Source organism: Bacillus sp. GC_Bacil_1 (assembly GCF_026540675.1).
GTDB lineage: Bacteria > Bacillota > Bacilli > Bacillales > Bacillaceae_G > Bacillus_A > Bacillus_A cereus.
Genome location: NZ_JALNUG010000015.1, coordinates 40170 through 58623 on the forward strand (window position 1 = coordinate 40170; position 18454 = coordinate 58623).

Consider the following 18454-nt stretch of genomic DNA (forward strand, 5'->3'; position numbering starts at 1 on the left):
TTTTGTATAAAGTTCGATTCAAATTACACTTCATATTTAAAATATTTAAATAATTCAAACGGAAAAGCTTGACCTTCACACTATGTAAAGGTTTACAGTAAGACAGAAAAGGAGGTTAAGAAATGAAAAAAATAACGAATTTGTGTATGAGTGCTATACTAACCACATCTATTTTCAGTGGTTATGCTCTAGGGAAAGGGATTGAGAAAGTTCAGGCGAAGGAAATTGAAAAAACGCAAAGAAAAGATATGAAGAAAGTAGAGGTACGAAAACAAGTAGGAAAGTATACAATGCCAGATGAAAAAAGCAAACATGAAGGAACATGGCTACAATGGCCTCATGAATTTACATATGGGCAAAAATATCAGCAAGAAGTAGAGCCAATTTGGATTCAAATGACAAATGCTTTAAGCAAAGGCGAAAAAGTTCATATTGTTGCATATGATCAAGAAGAAAAAGAAAGAATTACTGAGGTTTTAATAGATCACGGGGTAAATATGGGGAAAATTGATTTCTTTATCGCACCTACTGACGATGTATGGGCGAGAGATACTGGACCAATTTTTGTTTATGATAATGACAAAAATCTAAAGATATTAGACCCAGGATTTAACGGATGGGGAAAGAAAACACCATATAAGAAAGATGCTCGTCTTCGTGAGAATCTTAGTAAACAGTTAGGAATTGAAAGAATTTATTGGAATAAATTTGTTCTTGAAGGTGGCGCATTTGAATTAGATGGTAATGGAACTGCTTTACTAACTAGAAGTGCTGTAACGAATAAAAATAGAAATGCAAAATTGTCAGAAAAATATATTGAAAAATATATTAGTGACCTTGGGGTAACAAATTTTATTTGGTTAGATGGAGTACCTAACTTAGATATTACTGATTTTCATATTGATGGATTTGCAAAATTCCACGATAAATCTACTATTATAACATTAAACAAAAAAGATTTAGCTGAATGGGGAACGTCTGATAAAGATATTAACAAGTTGTTGCAGGCAAAAGATGCTGAGGGTAATAAGTACAAGTATGTATATCTGCCGCTAAGCAAGAATAATGTTACATTAGAAAACGGAAAGCAACTTGATTATAAAGGTTCATATATTAATTATTATATAGCGAATCAAGTTATCTTAGTACCTAACTATAATGACCCTAATGATAAAATAGCAAATGAGACGATTCAAAAACTTTATCCTGATCGTAAAGTGGTGGGGGTTGATGTAAGAGAGCTTTATAAAAATGGTGGTATGATCCATTGTATTACTCAACAACAACCAATTAATTTAAAATAATATATTTATAGTGTTTAGGGAAGTTTTCTATTTCTTATGAGAACCTGTTTATCTATAGGATAGGTAAAGATGCGATGGCATTTTTACCTATTTTATTTTATTTTATTTTTTATCCTGCATTAACGGGCAGCTCTAATGATTAAAGTTTCAGTTTATAAGTTAAGTATACCTTTCCTATAAACTGAAGAAACCCACCCTTTTTGAAAAAGCTTAATCAAAATGGATGGATTTTCTACATTAAAAGCTATACTTGCTGTTACGGAAGAAACATTGTCTAAAGGTATGTTTTTACCTTTTAAAAGTTCCTGGTACAATTAGTCTTACTAAAATATCTAAATACAATCTATATTTTTTCTTTTAGCAAGCCATACATGCCCATTACCTTCAGAATACAGAATTACCTTAAATAATAAAAGTTCAGCGACTTTTCTGTTTTTATTTGTAAATGAACCACATTATACTTGGTCAATTATTGTGCAACCTTTTCGAATAAATGATTTTCTTTATTTGAAAATAAGGGTGCATCTATAAAACCATAATGATAAACTAAAATACCTAATTCTACTCTAGAATTAATATGCCATTTTTCTTTAATATGATTAATTATCGTTGAAATTCTTCGAGGGGTAACATATATTTTTTTTGAAATTTCTACATCTGTAAATCCTTTTGCTACATAAATAGCCACTTCTAACTCTCTTTCGGTCAACATTCTTTTCATAAAATACGCTCCTTCGAAATGATTTATATAAAAATCAAAAGAAACTATTAAAAGAAATAAAGGTGGAAAATCATATTTAGTTCTTTTAATTTCGCTATTTGCGGACAGTAAGATACCCACCTCAAAATTTAGCTGTGGCAAAGAAGTCGGACTCTCTGTAAATGCCTGCCTGGAGTGGACTAATAATCAGTGGGCATGAATAAAACTCCCATTGATTATTAGTGAACCATATTTTAATAATTTCTCGTATTGTGATACAAGTTTGTAAAAGAAACTATAAATCCATATAATTAGTAATTGTAACTATATTAATTTTACATTACATTAAAAGTTGGAAAATATTCTTATACTCATAAAGTGTTACATTTGAGGGAGGAAAGATGGAATTCTACAATCTTGGTATTATTATTAAAGAACTTAGAAAGAAAAAAAACATGTCACAATCTGAATTATGCCATGGAATATGTTCACAAAGTCAAATTAGTAAGATAGAAAAAGGTATTATTTATCCATCTAGCATATTGTTGTATCAATTATCTGAAAGACTTGGTATTGATCCAAATTATATATTTGCACTAACCAAAAACAAAAAAATAAAATATATTGAAAATGTAAAATATGTAATGAGAGATTGTGTGAAACAAAAACAATATAATGAGCTTTACGAAATAGTGAAAAAAGAGAAAAACGAAAATAATTTCCAATCAAAAGAAGATAAACAATTTCTATTATGGCATGAAGCGATTGCTATATATTATGTAAATGGAGCAACAATTAATGCTTTTGACATTTTAAATAGAGCACTAAAACAAACCTTAAGTAGTAGTAACTTTTTATCAGAAAAAGAAATAAGCATAATGAATTCAATTGCTATAATACATGCAGAAAATAAAGAGTATGAGAAAAGTATAAATATATTAAAACAAAGTTTAATTAATTTTAATAAGATAGAATTTCCTAGAGAAAAAGAAATCAAATTAAGACTCATTCATACGTTAACAAAATGTTTACACCTTGCAAATCAATATGAAGAAGCAATAAAGTATAGTGAAATAGGCATAAAATTAGCCATAAATATGAATACTTTATACTTATTAGGTGAATTATTCTTTGAAAAAGGTGCAATTTTATTAAAAGTTCAGCACTCTAATGAAGTTGGTTTAACATACATAAAAAAGGCATTATTTATATTTGAATTAACAGAAAGAAAACAATATATACAAATGATCAAGGATAAATATATTAAAAATCAAGAATAAACAAGAAATAATTCTAACATAAGTTATTCCTAATTGGTATTTATTCCTAAAAAAAGTGCTGTAATACGAACTATTCCTAATTGTTGTTTATTGCTAAAATAAGTACCGTAATATTAGATAAAAATAAAGGGTGGCATTTTATGAAAACAAGAGGGATTACTCGTAAAGCAGATAGCATGGGGCGTATTGTTATTCCAATGGAAATAAGACGGAGTTTAGGAATTGTAGAAAAAGATTCTCTTGAAATGTTTATAGAAGAGGATCAGATTATTTTACGAAAATATCAATCTCCAAGAGCTTGTGCACTTACAGGGGATATTTCAGACAGCAATATTTCGTTAGCGAATGGGAAGATTATTGTAAGTCCAAACGGCATGGAACTGTTAATAAAGAAGTTACAGCAATATCTTTTAAAATAAAAGGTAAGTAAGAAATTTAAAATAGAATATACTTGGAAAAAGGTCCTCTATCACCATTTAGGGGACCTTTTTATTGTTATCAATAAAATTGAGAGGCCGTAGTTGGTTCAATGAAATACGAATTAACTCATAAATAGTCTGACTATTTTTTATAAAAAAACTATTTATTTACATTTTTTGGTTTCGTGTTATATTTTTAGTGTCAATATATTTATATTGAAAATTCTGATTTTAAACTCAGGAAAACTTTAGAAAATGAAATACTCTTACTTGAATTGAAAATCATATAAACATAGTTTGAAAGTAAAGTATGAAAATGAATCAGATTTTCAAATTAAATTTGCCAATTTAACGGAGATTCGTGGGGGAAATGTGACTAAGAAGAAATCTCTTATACTCCACGTTTTTTATCTGTAAATTGGTAGTTCTAATAGCTTTGAAGAAAAGCAAAGGAGCAAAAAAGAAGTAGGTAGTTCATTTAATAGAAGATATGGTGTGAAAAAATAAAACAACGGAGGTTTTATAATGAATAAAGGAACACTGCAGATTACAGAAATTGAAGAAATTAGCATTCCTAATGTATTGAAGGATAAAATCAAGAATCTAATAGACTATGAATTAAAAACTCATAATCCGTATACTTGTGATCAAGAAATAGCTGCAAGCTTTTCGAGAGAGTGGCTTAATTGTTTGATTGATTATTCAAAGAAAACTTCGAATTCAGACATAAAAAAACTACTACATATGATAAAAGTAGCGAATTGTGGTGGGAACGTACCACCTACTCTTATTAAAAATATTCCATGTGATCCTATGGAAACACTATTACCTGGGGAGAATCGCAAAGGTTTTAATTATGGTGAAGACGAAGACGATAGAATGAAAAAATATTTTTATGCAGAATGGGTCACATGGCTTTTTGCCACACTTTTTAATTATGATGCTTTAATTCACCCATCCGAACATGCAGGGAAAAATAGATTTCACCTCATTTCCCCTTTGAACAACGATGAAGTTTTGCGAAATGTCGGTGCAAGCACCGGTGGTGGGAATTTTTATCAACATAACGATGCCACAGTGTTTACAGATATGAAAGACCAATCAGATATTGAAGCAAGATTGAAAACATTCAATACAAATTTAGAAATTGTATCAAATAGACTTAATAAATCCGTGGAACGAATAGTGTCTGAAATTACTTGTGGAAAATTTACTAGAGTTGATGCTCTTTTATTAAAAGGAGTGTTAAATTTAAAAACTCAAACTCATATTGGAACGCCAAAATTACTTCAAAAGCATCTTGAAGAAAATCACTTCAGTAAAGATGATATATTGGCGATAAGTAAAATGCCTATTGCTCATATCGCAGGAATGGCGGATGGTGAAATATCTGGATTTGTAGGGGAAATAAACCAAATTATATTTTTGGATGATAATGGTGATATTATTGCAACTTGTTTGAATGGAGCAGAAAATAGATTGATTTATGTGGGAGAAAGTGAAGAAGAAAAATTGAAATTTGACATGTTTTTAGAACTCTTACGAACAACGCCTACTTATAAGGTTCCACTTACATCTGAAGATTTATTAATTATCCCAAATTCATACTATGGTAAACAAACAAATGTAACTCATGGTAGGGAAAGGTTATCTGAGGAAGAATATAAAATCCCGATTGGAGATAATAAGTACGGAAGAAGAATTGTTTGCAGGCAGTACGTTTCCAGCCGATTACGTGATCAGAAAGAAAGTTACTTTACAGATATCATTAACTAGTTTAAAGAGAGGAGGGGCGATGGGGAGGTTTGGGTTATAATAGCTCAAGCCTGCCCCTATTCTTTGTATGGATTTTACTATTGAATTACTCATACTACTATTTTTAGTAGCTGTATTAGCAGGATGGATAGATACAATTGCTGGGGGCGGCGGTATGATAACTATCCCGATAATGTTATTAGTAGGTATGTCTCCTTCTGTAGCGATAGCAACTAATAAACTACAAGGGAGTAGCGGAACCCTCATGGCAACAATGATTTTTATTAAGAAGAAAGAAATTAATCTCAAAGATATGCGTTTGTCCATCTTAATGACCTTTTTGGGATCCGTTTTCGGTGGATGGCTTGTTTTACAGATACGGGCAGAATATCTAATCATGATATTACCTTTTTTACTTATTATTATTGGTCTTTATTTTCTATTATCTCCAAATATAGCAAACGAAGATCGACCGAGAAAAATAAGTATGTTGTTGTTTGCGTTAACAGTGGCTCCATTCCTTGGATTTTATGATGGCTTCTTCGGCCCAGGAACAGGTAGTTTAATTGCTTTAGCATTCATTCTTTTATGTGGATATAGTGCTACAAGAGCAACTGCAAATGCTAAGATCTTGAATTTTACAAGTAATTTCGCCGCTTTGTTATATTTTATTATTTTTGGCCAAATCGATTGGACAATTGGGTTGATTATGATGCTTGGTCAAATTATAGGATCATATATTGGAGCGAAGATGGTGCTTACAAAAGGGACGTCATTAATACGACCAATAGTGGTTATTGTTTGCTTTGTCATGGCAATTAAAATTTTTTTACAAAATATGAACTAAATGTAATCAAAATATTATTTGGATCAAAGTTAGAGTGTTTTCATGTTCTTATTGCAGTATTACGCTGTTTAAGATGTGTTCAAAATTACACAATTTGACTAGTGTAATGTATTGCGTTATGCTTTTTTTAGTATAAAAGAAAGGCTTGAAGATAATGATTCGTCGTTTGAGAAAGCTAAAAAATGTAGCTGTCGTAATAAGCTTCTAAGTAAATAGCAAAATATATAATACTTAGAAGCGAGGAATAAAGTTATGAAGTATCCATTATTTAATCATTGGTCAGAAACACAGTATATAAAAGATATAGTAACAAATCCACTCATTGAAGTGGGAGAGTACTCCTATTATTCAGGCTATTATAGTCATCAAAATTTTGAAGATGGCTGTGTAAGGTATTTGTGGGGGGATGCTAAGTCTCAAGCACTTTTCAATCCAATTGAACAGATGGGATGGCATCTTGATAAACTCATTATTGGGAATTATGTTTGCATTGCAAGTGGAGTAGTCATTTTAATGGGTGGTAACCATAATCATCACTCAGAATGGATTACAGTATATCCATTTGCTGAGCAAATTGAACAATCATATGAACCTAAGGGCGATACAGTCATAAAAAGTGATGCTTGGATTGGAATGAATGCTATAATAATGCCTGGCGTTACTATTGGTGAAGGGGCAATTGTTGCTGCGGGATCTGTCGTAAGTAAAGATGTTCCGCCGTATACAATAGTTGGTGGAAATCCTGCTAAGGAAATAAAGAAACGATTTACTGATACAGAAATAAATATGTTAATGGAAATGCGTTGGTTTGATTGGGATAGGAAATTGATTGAGAAGGCAATTCCGCTGTTATCTAGTCCATCCATCGAACCATTATTTGCTTTTTATAAAAATAAAGTGAAAAATAAATAAATCAGTTAGAAAAACTACATCCAGTATAGGGTGTAGTTTTTTTATTACAAAAAACTAATAGTTTAGACTAAAGAAAATTCATCTCTAATATAAGTCTAGCAAATAGCTGAATTGAATAATTAAAATCCTTGATAGCTAATAAAGCATTAACGGGCAGTAAGACCCCCACTGATTAAAGTTTCACTTTATTTTTTGTAAATATGGAACAAATGTAATATCTAGATTGTCTATTAATTGTAATCCTAAAAAATATGAAAGTGCGAATCATTTTGAAAAATATAAGGGGATTAAAAATAGGGATATGTGTGGGAATACAAAGTATCAGGGCATCTAAAAGTGTCGGGTGAGATGGTCTATATGAAAGCGATTCTAATGTCTTATATGTATATACAATTTGAGAACACTGTCTGTTTTTTTGAGATTATGTTAGAATAACGCTTTTTTGAGTACAAAGATATTGGAGGTAACAGAAGTGAAAGGTATGTTTTGCAAGAGATTTATTGCAATAGTAACAGTGCTTACACTATTTTTTAGCATGTTCGTTACATTTGGAAGAGCAGCAGCGGAAACAGTTTCTGCTATAGACGTTGAAGCGGGATCAGCAATTTTAATAGAAGCAAATTCCGGAAAAATTTTATATGAAAAAAATGTAGATGAATCATTGGCAATTGCTAGTATGACAAAAATGATGAGCGAATACTTAGTTCATGAAGCGGTGGATAAAGGAAAACTTAAATGGGATCAAAAAGTTAAAATCTCTGAATATGCACATAAGATTTCGCAAGATCGTTCATTATCAAACGTTCCATTAGAAAATGGTGGCTCTTATACGGTAAAAGAGTTATATGAGGCAATGGCAATTTACTCTGCAAATGGTGCAACAATTGCTTTAGTTGAACAGATTGCTGGTAAAGAAGTTAATTTTGTAAAAATGATGAACGATAAGTCGAAAGAGTTTGGAATGAAAGATTATAAATTTGTAAACTCTACAGGCTTAACAAATCAAGATTTAAAAGGATATCACCTAGAAGGGACAACTCTAGACGAGAAAAATAAAATGTCTGCAAGGGATTGTGCAATTTTAGCACAACGTCTTATTCAAGATTTCCCCCAAATATTAAATACAGCAAAAATTCCTAAAAAAACATTCCAAGAGGGTGGTAAATATCCAATTGATATGGCGAACTTTAACTGGATGTTAAAAGGTTTAATTAAGCAATATGAAGGTGTAGATGGTTTGAAAACAGGAACGACTCCAGAAGCGGGAGATTGTTTCACTGGTACAGTAGAAAGAAATGGTATGCGCCTAATTTCTGTAGTGATAAAAGCAAAATCTCATACGGCACGTTTTGATGAAACAAAGAAATTATACGATTATGGATTTGCGAATTTTGAAGTGAAGAATGTCTACGGAAAAGATTCAGTAATAAAAGGATATGAAACAGTTCGAGTGGCAAATGCAAAAGACAAAGATGTAGTAGTTCAAACGAAGCAAGCTGTTTCACTTCCAATGCCGAAGGGCAATAAAGACATTTATAAAAAAGAATTTAAAGTATTGAATAAAGAACAAGAAGCGCCTATTAAAAAAGGTGTAACAATTAGCAAAATGATTATCTCGCCTAAAGATAATACAGATCCTGGGTTCTTATCAGGTAAATCATTACAAATAGACCTTGTAACAAAATCTGATGTGGAACAAGCAAATTGGTTTACACGTTTTATACGTAAAACAGGATCTTTTTTTAGTGGTATGTGGGATAGTGCGATTGATATAGTAAAAAGCTAATTTTCTAGGATACAACTAAATATTAGTCTGAAACAAAAGGTTTCAAAGTATTATAGATTCTTAGGTGCATAGTTTGGAATGAAAGAGTGTATTACTTTTCAAATTGGGTCCTTCGGAATTTTTTGTATTTCTATCAAGCTAAAATAAATTTGTATCCATATATCCCAAAAACGCTATTCTTTTTGTAGAAATATACAGAAAGGATGGCGTTTATTATGAATCTTTCGATTTAAAGGATTCGGGTGCAAGGTTAGTTTAATAAAGTTACATGATGAAAAAACACCCACTATTCCATCAAATGACAATAAAAAATTAATATCCGGTACGTATTTCTGTAATTAGATTGTATCCCGCTATTTGCCGGGCAGTAAGACCCCCACCTCAAAATTCAGCGGAAGCAAGGAAGTTAGGTGGGGGCCCTGCTGCCCGTAAACGTCCGATTGGCGAGGGCTGATTAAAGTTTCACTTTATAAAAATTTAATAAAATCTTTTCTTTGTATTAAATATTTTGTTTTAAATTATGTATATAAAGAAATGGAGGTCAAATTAACTTTGTACTGCTTATATTAGGAATTTAAAGAAACAATATGTACAATTCTCCCACTACATTCTTATAGTGGCCTTTATGAACAGCAAAATTTACAATTTACAAGGAGAACATTTTATGAGTAACAGAATAAAAGAATTAGATTCCATACGAGGGTTAGCGGCACTTACTGTGGTATTTGGACATTTTTGTTTAATGCTACCATCGTTGCCTAATTCTATTAAATTTTCCCCGCTTAGGTTTTTATGGGCGGGTGGGGAAGCTGTTATCGTTTTTTATGTACTAAGTGGTTTTGTGTTATCTATGGCACTTTATCATTCAAAAACAAATTATTGGGGATATTTAATTAAGAGATTTGTAAGAATCTATATTCCTTATTATTTTTGGATAATCGTTACCTTTGTTTTATTTATTTTATTTTCGTCGTATGAAGTGGTAGGATTACGGGATTGGTTCTATGATAGGTGGCAAGGGTCTATAACAAAATTAGATATTCTAAACCACTTTGTGCTTCTTAATAACTTTTTTACGGAAAATTATAATCCAGTTATTTGGTCATTGGCTCAAGAAATGCGTATATCTATTGTGTTTCCTTTGTTATTCCTTCTTTTTTATAAACTGAATTGGAAGAAAACGATACTATTTGCTTTGAGCTTTTCATTAATTAGTGTTGTTCTTAATATGTTGCATATTGGGAAAGCTGAAGGGTTTTATAATGGTTATGCTGATACACTGCATTTTACATCTATGTTTATGGTTGGAATGTTACTTTTTAAGTATCAGGAAAAACTTATCTACTCATATAGGAATATGAAAAAAATTAAAAAAGGATTTCTTATTACATTAGGGGTTATTCTATATTTATATTCCATTTTAATTTATGGTTTTTCCCGTAATGATACAACTTTCTTAATAAAAGATTGGGGTGTCGTAATGGGGGTTAGTATATTTATTATAATGGCTATGAGTAACCTAAAAGTAAAAGCATTTTTAAATAAGAGTGTATTTGTATATTTAGGAGAAATTTCATACAGTATCTATTTATGTCATTTTCCAATCATGATGGTACTATTTAAACTTTTGTATACAAAGATACCTATCTTTTTCCTTCTTACTTTGTGCATTGCAATGACACTACTTTTTTCTATAGTTTCATATCATTTAATCGAAAAGAAATGTATCAACTGGGCAAAACAAAGAACAACAAATTTTTTGAAAAAAGTATAATTCCTAGATAGATTGTATTTCTTTAGTAAATATATGAATATGACCGATTCCTAAGTATACTTAGGAATCGGTCAATTTTAGATTCTAAATGTAAATATAGTAAAGTGGAATATAATTGAAATCGAAAACCACTTAGAAATAACAATTACGGTGTGAGCTATTGTATAGTATAGATATGGTTAATAATAAAGGGGGAATACATATGTGGAAGCGATTTGTAGCAATTGGCGATAGTTTTACAGAGGGGATAGGGGATGAAGTTGAGGGAATTGCATTAAAAAGCTGGGTAGATCATTTTGTTCAACTGTGTGAAAACGATATAGAATATGCCAATTTTGCAAAGCGTGGGTTAGTAACTGAAGAAATTCGCTCGCAGCAATTGGAAAAGGCGCTAACTTTTAATCCAGATTTGGTTAGTCTCATTGCAGGGGCAAACGATGTTTTAAAAGGACGTTGGAATCATGATGCATATAAGAACGATATGGAATTTATGGTAGATACATTAAGTAAAGCAGGGGCTGATATTATTATAGCAAACCTTCCGGATTTTACAGTTAGGCTTCCTTTTGCTTTTGAAAAAAAACAAGTAATAAAAGAACAATTATTAGAGGCAAATGAAGTTATACGTTCATTGAGCAGAGAGTATAAGCTTCATCATGTTGATTTTTGGAATCATCATTTAGTTAATGACAATACGCTTTGGTCTAAGGATTTAATTCATCCAAACTCAAAAGGATATGTAAAAGTTGCTGAATTAATTTTAAGTAGTTTGCCTGTACAGAAGACAAAATAATAGTTTGCAATGTAACGAATATGGTATTAATTGTATTAAGCTATGTTTTTTAGTAAATGGAAAGAACTAAACATTTAGCAAACAAAGCGTATCTACGATATATTTCTACAGTAGTGCATAAATGTAGAATCACAAAGAAAGATCACTTATGGAAATAGGTGATCTTTAAACGTTTTTATAACTAAATTAAAATATATACTGTATTACTAACAATTTCGTACTACATAAAAATTAAGTTCTCTTATAGAAAAACTAATTTTATATTATCTTAAAATATAATAACATATTCAAATCATATTTTGGGTATGTATCCTAATTGTGAATAATGTGTAATTTTTTTGAAGTATAAATATCCAATAAATAAAATAGGTAGTAGGTGCAGAAGTATTAATACTATATTATTCAATTCTGTTATGAGTACATTAGTAATTGGTAGTATTATATTTTTATTATCAATTTTAGTTATTGGAATTAATTTGCATAGAAAATATGTAGGATAAGAAAAGATAAATATACTTTATTGTATATTTATCTTTTTGTTTAGTAGGATTTATAGCCTCTTTAAACTATTATGTTAATAAAATTAAAAAACTTAATTTTTGATATCCTTATGGCTAAAGCCATCTATAAAATGGCAATATAACTAAATAATTGTTTGGTATGATTTTTGGATTTGGTTTTTTATCCGAATTTTCTGATTCAAATATTTCAACTTTATGAATATAGTAGGTGAAATATTTGTGTGATAGTATTTGAGATAGAAAAAAGCCAACTTTAAAAAGGATGTGAATTGAATGTGCAAACGACTGTAAAGGGTTATATTAAGGCAACGTTTAGCTGTTATTAGTGTAAGGGAAAGATATATTTTGTAACAGTTGATATAAAAATGAAGAAATGGGTACGCTTTATTTTATCTGACTATTTTAAAGATATAAAAAATAGTTTAAGTTTTGACGAAGTTAAATTTTAGGTGAGATGTCAATAATGATTAATTTGGTTTAATAAAGAGGTACCTTATACGCAAAAGCGTTTATATTAGTAACCTAAGGAGCTTGCTTTTATGAAAACTACCGATTCAAAAGGCCTATTAGGAAATAGGGTATATTTACAAGTTTTCTCTGCCTATTCATTGCTTATGCTTGGTGTTTTTATTGATATGTTAGCGATTATGACTATAGTTGGGTTTGAATGGGAAGTAGATCCTACTATGATTGGATTGATTCCTGTTGCATATGCACTTCCAGGAATTATTTTTGGCTCATGGGCAGGTGTTATTGCAGATCGTTTTAGAAAAATTCCAATTATGATGTTCTGTAATCTAATGGTTGGTCTAATAACGATTGCTCTTTTATTTGTACAAGATATCCACTGGCTCTTAGTGGCATTAATGATTCGTTCCATTTTTATTGTTTTCTATTATCCTGCACAGCAAACACTAACAAGACAGATTGTATCCCCGGATTTGCTTACTAAAGCAGTAAGTATCAACGGAATAGTAGAGCAGGGTACCAAAATAGTAGGCCCACTTATAGGGGGTATGTTGCTGAGCTGGTTTCAACCAGAGTTCTGCCTCATTATAAGAGCTATAAGTTGTTTATTAGCTACCTTAGTTCTCATACCCACAATAAAATTTAAAGAAACTATATCGAAAGAATTTGTTGAAAAGCAAAAACAAAGTACTTGGACCGCTTGGGTACAAGGGTGGGGTTATGTGTTATCTAATCGGATAATATTATCAACCATGATTTTCGTTACAATAGCCATGGCAGTATTACAATTAGTAGACTCACAATTCCCAACTTTATTTAAGAGCCTATTCCCACATGATAAAAGTAAAATGGGATATATCATTTCTATTATTGGTCTTGGCGGGATACTTGGTGCATTACTAACTCAGAAATTAAAACAATTTCAATATGGCTGGGTAGTATGTGGAGGTATGGTTTTAATGGGAATTGGTTTTGGGGGGATTGGTTTGATAACGCCCGGTACGGTCTTCGTTTTAGCCTATTTAATTAGTTTTATCGCTGGTATCGGAAGTGGGCTGATGCTTGTATCTAATCAAGTCATATTACAAATAGAATCCGATCAAGATCAAGTAGGAAGAGTATTTGGTATTCAAAGTAGTTTAACAAACGCAGTTTTAATTATTTCTCCTGCTATGAGTGGCCCATTAGTGCATTTGTTTGGAGTAACTCAACTCTATGTTTATGGAGGGATTGGGCTTGTTATTATTGGAGTAATTGGAGTTTCAATGCAGAAATATTTATGGGGTAAACATAAACACGAACCTATAAGAGCAAATAATTTTTGAAGGGAAGATTTTTATGACCAATGAGGAATGTTATCCATTAAGCCATCCGCAGCGAAGAATATGGTATACAGAAGTTATTCATTCTGATAAAGGAATATGTAATTTAAGATTTTTATTTAAACTTCATCGAAAAATGAATTATTCAAAATTAAACCAAGTTGTGAATCGCGTTATCAGTGAAAATGACGGTCTGTGCATTAGGTTAAAAGAAAATGGGCATCAGGAACCGAAACAATATTTTATTAAACATGAAGAACAAGAATTTGAGTTTTTTGATTTCAGTAATGTGGAGAATACAAATTTACTTGAGGAATGGATTGAGCAGAAAACAAAAGAAACGTTTACATTATTTAATTCGAATTTATACTATTTCGCTTTAATAAAATTAAACGATAATGAATGTGCAGTCTTTGGAAATGTTCATCATATTATTATGGATGGTTTATCAATTCAAATATTTACTGAGCAGATTGCAAAATATTATTATGACATGCATAACGAGAATGAAGAAGGAGAAATTAAAAATTCATATGTTCAATTTCTGACCAATGAACAAACATACTTGAATAGTAGTCGCTTTCAAAAAGATCAAAAATTCTGGTTAGAGGAATTTAAAACACTGCCATCTGCGACTGGATTGAAGCCTTATAATACGTACCAAGTTAGTACCAAAGCATCACGTGAGACGTTTATATTAACGGAGCATTTGAAGAGAAAGATAGAAAAATTTTCTGAAGATTACAAATTTAGTTTATACACCCTTTTTGTTGCTGCTTTCTCGTTGTCCATGTATCGGTGGACCTCATCGCTTAATATTGGTTTAGGAATGGCTTACGGCAACCGTATGACTAAAATGGAACGAAAATTGATTGGAATGATGGTGAGTACAGTTCCTTTAAGAATGGATATTGATCCAGAAGAAGAAGTACTTTCATTTATTAGTAGAGTGTCCAGAAAACAAAGTAAATCATTAAGACACCAGAAATATCCATTTGATTTGTTATTAAAGCGGATTAATAAAGAGAATAACAGTAATGTGAGACTTTTCGGAACTACGATTGATTATAGGGATCGTGATGAAAGTGGTGACTCACTATGGATTCCAAACCGTGAAGAAGTACAAGATTTTGCAGTGCATATTGAAAATCTAATTGATATAGACTCTTTACATGTACATATTGATTATCGTGAGGAGCTATTTTCTAAGGAAGAGATAAAACAGTTTTTTAACGTGATGTTAGCGATAATGGAAAACACTTTTGAAAACCCAAAGCAGAAGGTGGCTGAAATAGAAATCATTTCTGAGGAAGATAAAAGAAAAAGTTTAGTTGAGTTCAACAATCCTAAACTGGATGTCCCGCCTCAAGTAACTATTCATGAAATGTTCGAACGGCAAGCGATGATTTATCCAAATGCTATTGCAGTTACGTATGAAAAAGAAAAAATTACTTATAAGGAGCTTAATGAACGTGCAAACCAGTTAGCTCATTATCTGCAGAAAAAAGGAGTAGGACCTGATACTTTAGTTGGACTGTGCGTTGAACGTTCCCACGAGATGATTGTAGGTATTTTAGGGATTTTGAAGGCTGGTGGGGCTTATGTCCCACTTGATCCAACATATCCAGAGCAACGACTTCAATATATTTTAGAAGATGCTAGCATTCAGTTATTCGTAACGCAAGAAAGTTTAAAAGAATTGAACTGGTTACCAGAAAATGTTGAGTCGATTTGCCTGGATCGTGATCAAGATGAGATTGGGAAAGAAAGTAAGACTTTGCCGGTTTCTAGTGTCGGTCCCCAAAATCTGGCATATGTAATCTATACTTCGGGATCAACGGGAAATCCAAAGGGCGTTATGATAGAGCATCACAATGTCATTCGGTTATTTAAATCGACGGATTGTTGGTATCAGTTTAATGAAAAAGATACTTGGACGCTTTTTCATTCGTATGCATTTGATTTCTCAGTATGGGAAATTTGGGGAGCATTATTATATGGTGGAAAATTAGTTGTTGTTCCGTACTGGATTAGTCGATCACCTAAGGATTTTTATCAATTATTGGTGGAGGAAGAAGTCACAGTTCTAAATCAGACACCTTCCGCATTTCGACAATTAATACGAGTGTGTGAACAAGAAGATAAGAATAAAAATTTGCAGCTGCGTTATGTCATATTTGGCGGAGAAGCGTTAGAACCTACTAGCTTGTTACCGTGGTTTCAAAGGTATGGGGAGAAAAACCCACAGTTAATTAATATGTATGGAATTACAGAAACTACAGTTCATGTTACATATTATCCAATTACTCTAGATGATGTGCAGCATGCTTCAAGAAGTAATATTGGAAAGCGGATTCCCGATTTAGAAGTGTATATACTAGACGCTTATCAACAACCTGTTCCTATAGGTGTCGATGGTGAACTTTATATTGGCGGGGCAGGGCTTGCACGTGGGTATTTAAATAGACCTGAATTAACAGCAGAGCGTTTTATATCTCATCCATTTAGTAGTGATCTGAAAGCAAGATTATACCGGACAGGAGACTTAGCGAGGTATTTGCCAGATGGGAATCTAGATTATCGTGGAAGAATTGATCATCAGGTTAAAATACGTGGTTTCCGAATTGAGATTGGGGAAATTGAGTCTACTTTACATACATATGCATATGTAAAAGAGGCAGTTGTAATTGTAAGAGAAGATCAGCCGGGCGATAAAAGATTAATAGCATATGTTGTAGGAGATGGAAATGTAGATGCGTGGAGAGAGTATCTTAAAGCGAAACTACCAAGTTATATGGTTCCTTCGGGATTTGTGGCGATGGAAGCTATTCCACTTACAGCTAACGGTAAAGTTGATCGTGAGGCCTTACCTATGCCAGAGGAAAAGCAGATTAATAGTGAATGTGTTGGCCCTCGGAATAGTAACGAACAGATACTGACTACCATTTGGAAGCGAGTATTAGGTGTTAAAAAGGTGGGAATCTATGATAATTTCTTTGAAATTGGTGGCGACTCGATTCTCAGTATTCAAATCATATCTCAAGCAAGTCAAGTGGGGTTAAAACTTACTCCAAAGCAAATGTTTGAATGCCCAACTATCGCTGAGCTGGCACAAGTGGCTATAGAAACGCAGGGAGTACAAGCGGAGCAGGGAATTGTGATAGGTGATGTGCCTCTTACTCCAATTCAGTGCTGGTTCTTCGAGCAAGAACATCCACATACAGAGCATTGGAATCAATCAATGCTTTTAAGAGTAAAAGAAAGATTGAATGTGAAATTACTAGAGGGAGCGATATTAAATTTACTGAAACATCATGATGCTTTACGTTTCCGGTACGAACAGTTACCAAACGGAACGTGGAGGCAGAGAAATGAAGGGACTGATGAGCTGTCAGTACTCCATGTTGTAAAACGTAATCAAGTTAATGAAAAAGAGTGGAATAAAATAATACAAGAAGAGATGAACATTAATCAAGCTAGTTTCAATTTAGTTAATGGTCCGTTAATGAGAGTAGTGTACTTTGAAGATAACTTGACTAGAAATGATCGAATATTCTGGGTGATTCATCATTTAGTAGTAGATGGAGTGTCATGGAGGATTCTATTGGAAGATTTACAGGTGGTATATAACCAGATGAAACAAGGTCAAGAAGTTCGCTTACCTGCGAAAAGTACATCTTTTAAAGAGTGGTCTGAACGACTCCAGACATACAGTGATTCGGGTATTTCAAAAGAAGTACAAAATTATTGGAATGAACAAGTAGAAAAAGAAACGATGAAAATTCCAATGGACTATCCAATACAAGAAACAACAGAAGAATCGATTGATCAAGTGACGAGGACTTTAGGAATAGAAGAAACACAAACATTGTTACACGAAGTTCTAGTCACTCATAAGACAAGGATTGATGAGGTACTATTAACGGCATTAGGACAAGCTATCGTCGATTGTACAAATCAGCAAACCGTTTCTATTCATCTAGAAGGACACGGAAGAGAAGAGATGATTGAAGGTATTGATTCATCAAGGACAGTGGGCTGGTTCACGAGTATTTATCCCGTTCATCTCAATTTTCAAGGAACTCAGACACCTATTGAAGGGTTAAAGGCTGTCAAAGAACAATTACGTCGAATTCCAAATCGCGGAGTTGACTATGGTATTTTACGTTACTTGAATAAAGGATTACTTCCGTTTTATCAGCAAAAGCCTTCAATAAGCTTTAACTATTTGGGCCAATTTGATCAGGTGTTTTCAAGGGACTCTTTGTTTATGCAAGAGACAGGATTTACATTTTTAGATCATGCTCCAGATTCCAAACCGTCTCATCTAATTGATGTTATCGGAATGGTGAAAGATGAAAAGTTACATTTTATTTGGATGTATAGTAGGGAACAGTTTTCTAAATTAAAAATTCAAGTGATAGCAGATGGTATGTTAAGGCATCTCCGTCAACTTATAAATAAACCAACAACAGAGTCTGCTTTTACGGTATCAGATTTTGCTGATGCAGAGGATCTTACGGAAGAAAGCTTAAGCAAAGTATTACTTAAATTAACAAAAAAGAGGGTGTAA

The 18454-nt window shown here is 32.2% G+C and carries 12 protein-coding genes; 11 read left to right on the top strand and 1 reads right to left on the bottom strand.

Annotated elements, in window-relative coordinates; all coding sequences use genetic code 11:
* Positions 1-122: 122 nt before the first annotated feature.
* A complete protein-coding gene (locus OXT04_RS21280; protein ID WP_141526297.1) occupies positions 123-1304 on the top strand; it encodes an agmatine deiminase family protein in 1182 nt (393 codons plus the stop codon).
* Between the two features lie 469 nt (positions 1305-1773).
* On the opposite strand, the gene OXT04_RS21285 is transcribed toward OXT04_RS21280, so the two are convergent.
* Complete coding sequence (locus OXT04_RS21285) at positions 1774-2025, bottom strand: response regulator transcription factor (protein ID WP_000827555.1); 252 nt, start codon at positions 2023-2025, stop codon at positions 1774-1776.
* 380 nt (positions 2026-2405) lie between these two features.
* Here OXT04_RS21285 and OXT04_RS21290 point away from each other — a divergent pair, with 380 nt between their 5' ends.
* The 10 genes from OXT04_RS21290 to OXT04_RS21335 all read left to right on the top strand — a co-directional run bounded on the left by OXT04_RS21290 (position 2406) and on the right by OXT04_RS21335 (position 18454).
* On the top strand, positions 2406-3284 hold the full coding sequence (locus OXT04_RS21290; protein ID WP_090976593.1) for a helix-turn-helix domain-containing protein: 879 nt from the start codon (positions 2406-2408) through the stop codon (positions 3282-3284).
* Between the two features lie 140 nt (positions 3285-3424).
* Positions 3425-3703 carry an AbrB/MazE/SpoVT family DNA-binding domain-containing protein gene (locus tag OXT04_RS21295; RefSeq protein WP_016512834.1) on the top strand — a complete coding sequence of 93 codons (279 nt, stop codon included), beginning with the start codon at positions 3425-3427 and terminating at the stop codon, positions 3701-3703.
* 525 nt (positions 3704-4228) lie between these two features.
* Positions 4229-5479, top strand: a complete 1251-nt coding sequence (locus OXT04_RS21300) for a hypothetical protein (protein WP_090976595.1) — start codon at positions 4229-4231, stop codon at positions 5477-5479.
* 67 nt (positions 5480-5546) lie between these two features.
* Positions 5547-6305 carry a TSUP family transporter gene (locus OXT04_RS21305; protein WP_000347984.1) on the top strand — a complete coding sequence of 253 codons (759 nt, stop codon included), beginning with the start codon at positions 5547-5549 and terminating at the stop codon, positions 6303-6305.
* 252 nt (positions 6306-6557) lie between these two features.
* Positions 6558-7217 carry a CatB-related O-acetyltransferase gene (locus tag OXT04_RS21310; protein ID WP_000876940.1) on the top strand — a complete coding sequence of 220 codons (660 nt, stop codon included), beginning with the start codon at positions 6558-6560 and terminating at the stop codon, positions 7215-7217.
* A 472-nt stretch (positions 7218-7689) separates the two neighbouring features.
* Positions 7690-9003 carry a D-alanyl-D-alanine carboxypeptidase family protein gene (locus tag OXT04_RS21315; protein ID WP_000677652.1) on the top strand — a complete coding sequence of 438 codons (1314 nt, stop codon included), beginning with the start codon at positions 7690-7692 and terminating at the stop codon, positions 9001-9003.
* Positions 9004-9628: 625 nt separating this feature from the next.
* The gene (locus OXT04_RS21320; RefSeq protein WP_090976599.1) at positions 9629-10777 is read left to right on the top strand and encodes an acyltransferase family protein; all 1149 of its coding nucleotides are present in this window, start codon (positions 9629-9631) and stop codon (positions 10775-10777) included.
* 202 nt (positions 10778-10979) lie between these two features.
* Positions 10980-11570, top strand: a complete 591-nt coding sequence (locus OXT04_RS21325) for an SGNH/GDSL hydrolase family protein (RefSeq protein WP_141526215.1) — start codon at positions 10980-10982, stop codon at positions 11568-11570.
* 1060 nt (positions 11571-12630) lie between these two features.
* A complete protein-coding gene (locus OXT04_RS21330; protein ID WP_000858616.1) occupies positions 12631-13884 on the top strand; it encodes an MFS transporter in 1254 nt (417 codons plus the stop codon).
* Positions 13885-13897: 13 nt separating this feature from the next.
* On the top strand, positions 13898-18454 hold the full coding sequence (locus OXT04_RS21335) for a non-ribosomal peptide synthetase (RefSeq protein WP_097924871.1): 4557 nt from the start codon (positions 13898-13900) through the stop codon (positions 18452-18454).

What these genes read in the sequence shown, in the direction of transcription:
- OXT04_RS21300 (WP_090976595.1), top strand. Translation starts at nt 4,229, where the DNA reads ATGAATAAAGGAACACTGCAGATTACAGAAATTGAAGAAATTAGCATT.
- OXT04_RS21320 (WP_090976599.1), top strand. Translation starts at nt 9,629, where the DNA reads ATGAACAGCAAAATTTACAATTTACAAGGAGAACATTTTATGAGTAAC.
- OXT04_RS21330 (WP_000858616.1), top strand. Translation starts at nt 12,631, where the DNA reads ATGAAAACTACCGATTCAAAAGGCCTATTAGGAAATAGGGTATATTTA.
- OXT04_RS21285 (WP_000827555.1), bottom strand. Translation starts at nt 2,025, where the DNA reads ATGAAAAGAATGTTGACCGAAAGAGAGTTAGAAGTGGCTATTTATGTA.
- OXT04_RS21335 (WP_097924871.1), top strand. Translation starts at nt 13,898, where the DNA reads ATGACCAATGAGGAATGTTATCCATTAAGCCATCCGCAGCGAAGAATA.
- OXT04_RS21280 (WP_141526297.1), top strand. Translation starts at nt 123, where the DNA reads ATGAAAAAAATAACGAATTTGTGTATGAGTGCTATACTAACCACATCT.
- OXT04_RS21310 (WP_000876940.1), top strand. Translation starts at nt 6,558, where the DNA reads ATGAAGTATCCATTATTTAATCATTGGTCAGAAACACAGTATATAAAA.
- OXT04_RS21305 (WP_000347984.1), top strand. Translation starts at nt 5,547, where the DNA reads ATGGATTTTACTATTGAATTACTCATACTACTATTTTTAGTAGCTGTA.
- OXT04_RS21295 (WP_016512834.1), top strand. Translation starts at nt 3,425, where the DNA reads ATGAAAACAAGAGGGATTACTCGTAAAGCAGATAGCATGGGGCGTATT.
- OXT04_RS21325 (WP_141526215.1), top strand. Translation starts at nt 10,980, where the DNA reads ATGTGGAAGCGATTTGTAGCAATTGGCGATAGTTTTACAGAGGGGATA.
- OXT04_RS21290 (WP_090976593.1), top strand. Translation starts at nt 2,406, where the DNA reads ATGGAATTCTACAATCTTGGTATTATTATTAAAGAACTTAGAAAGAAA.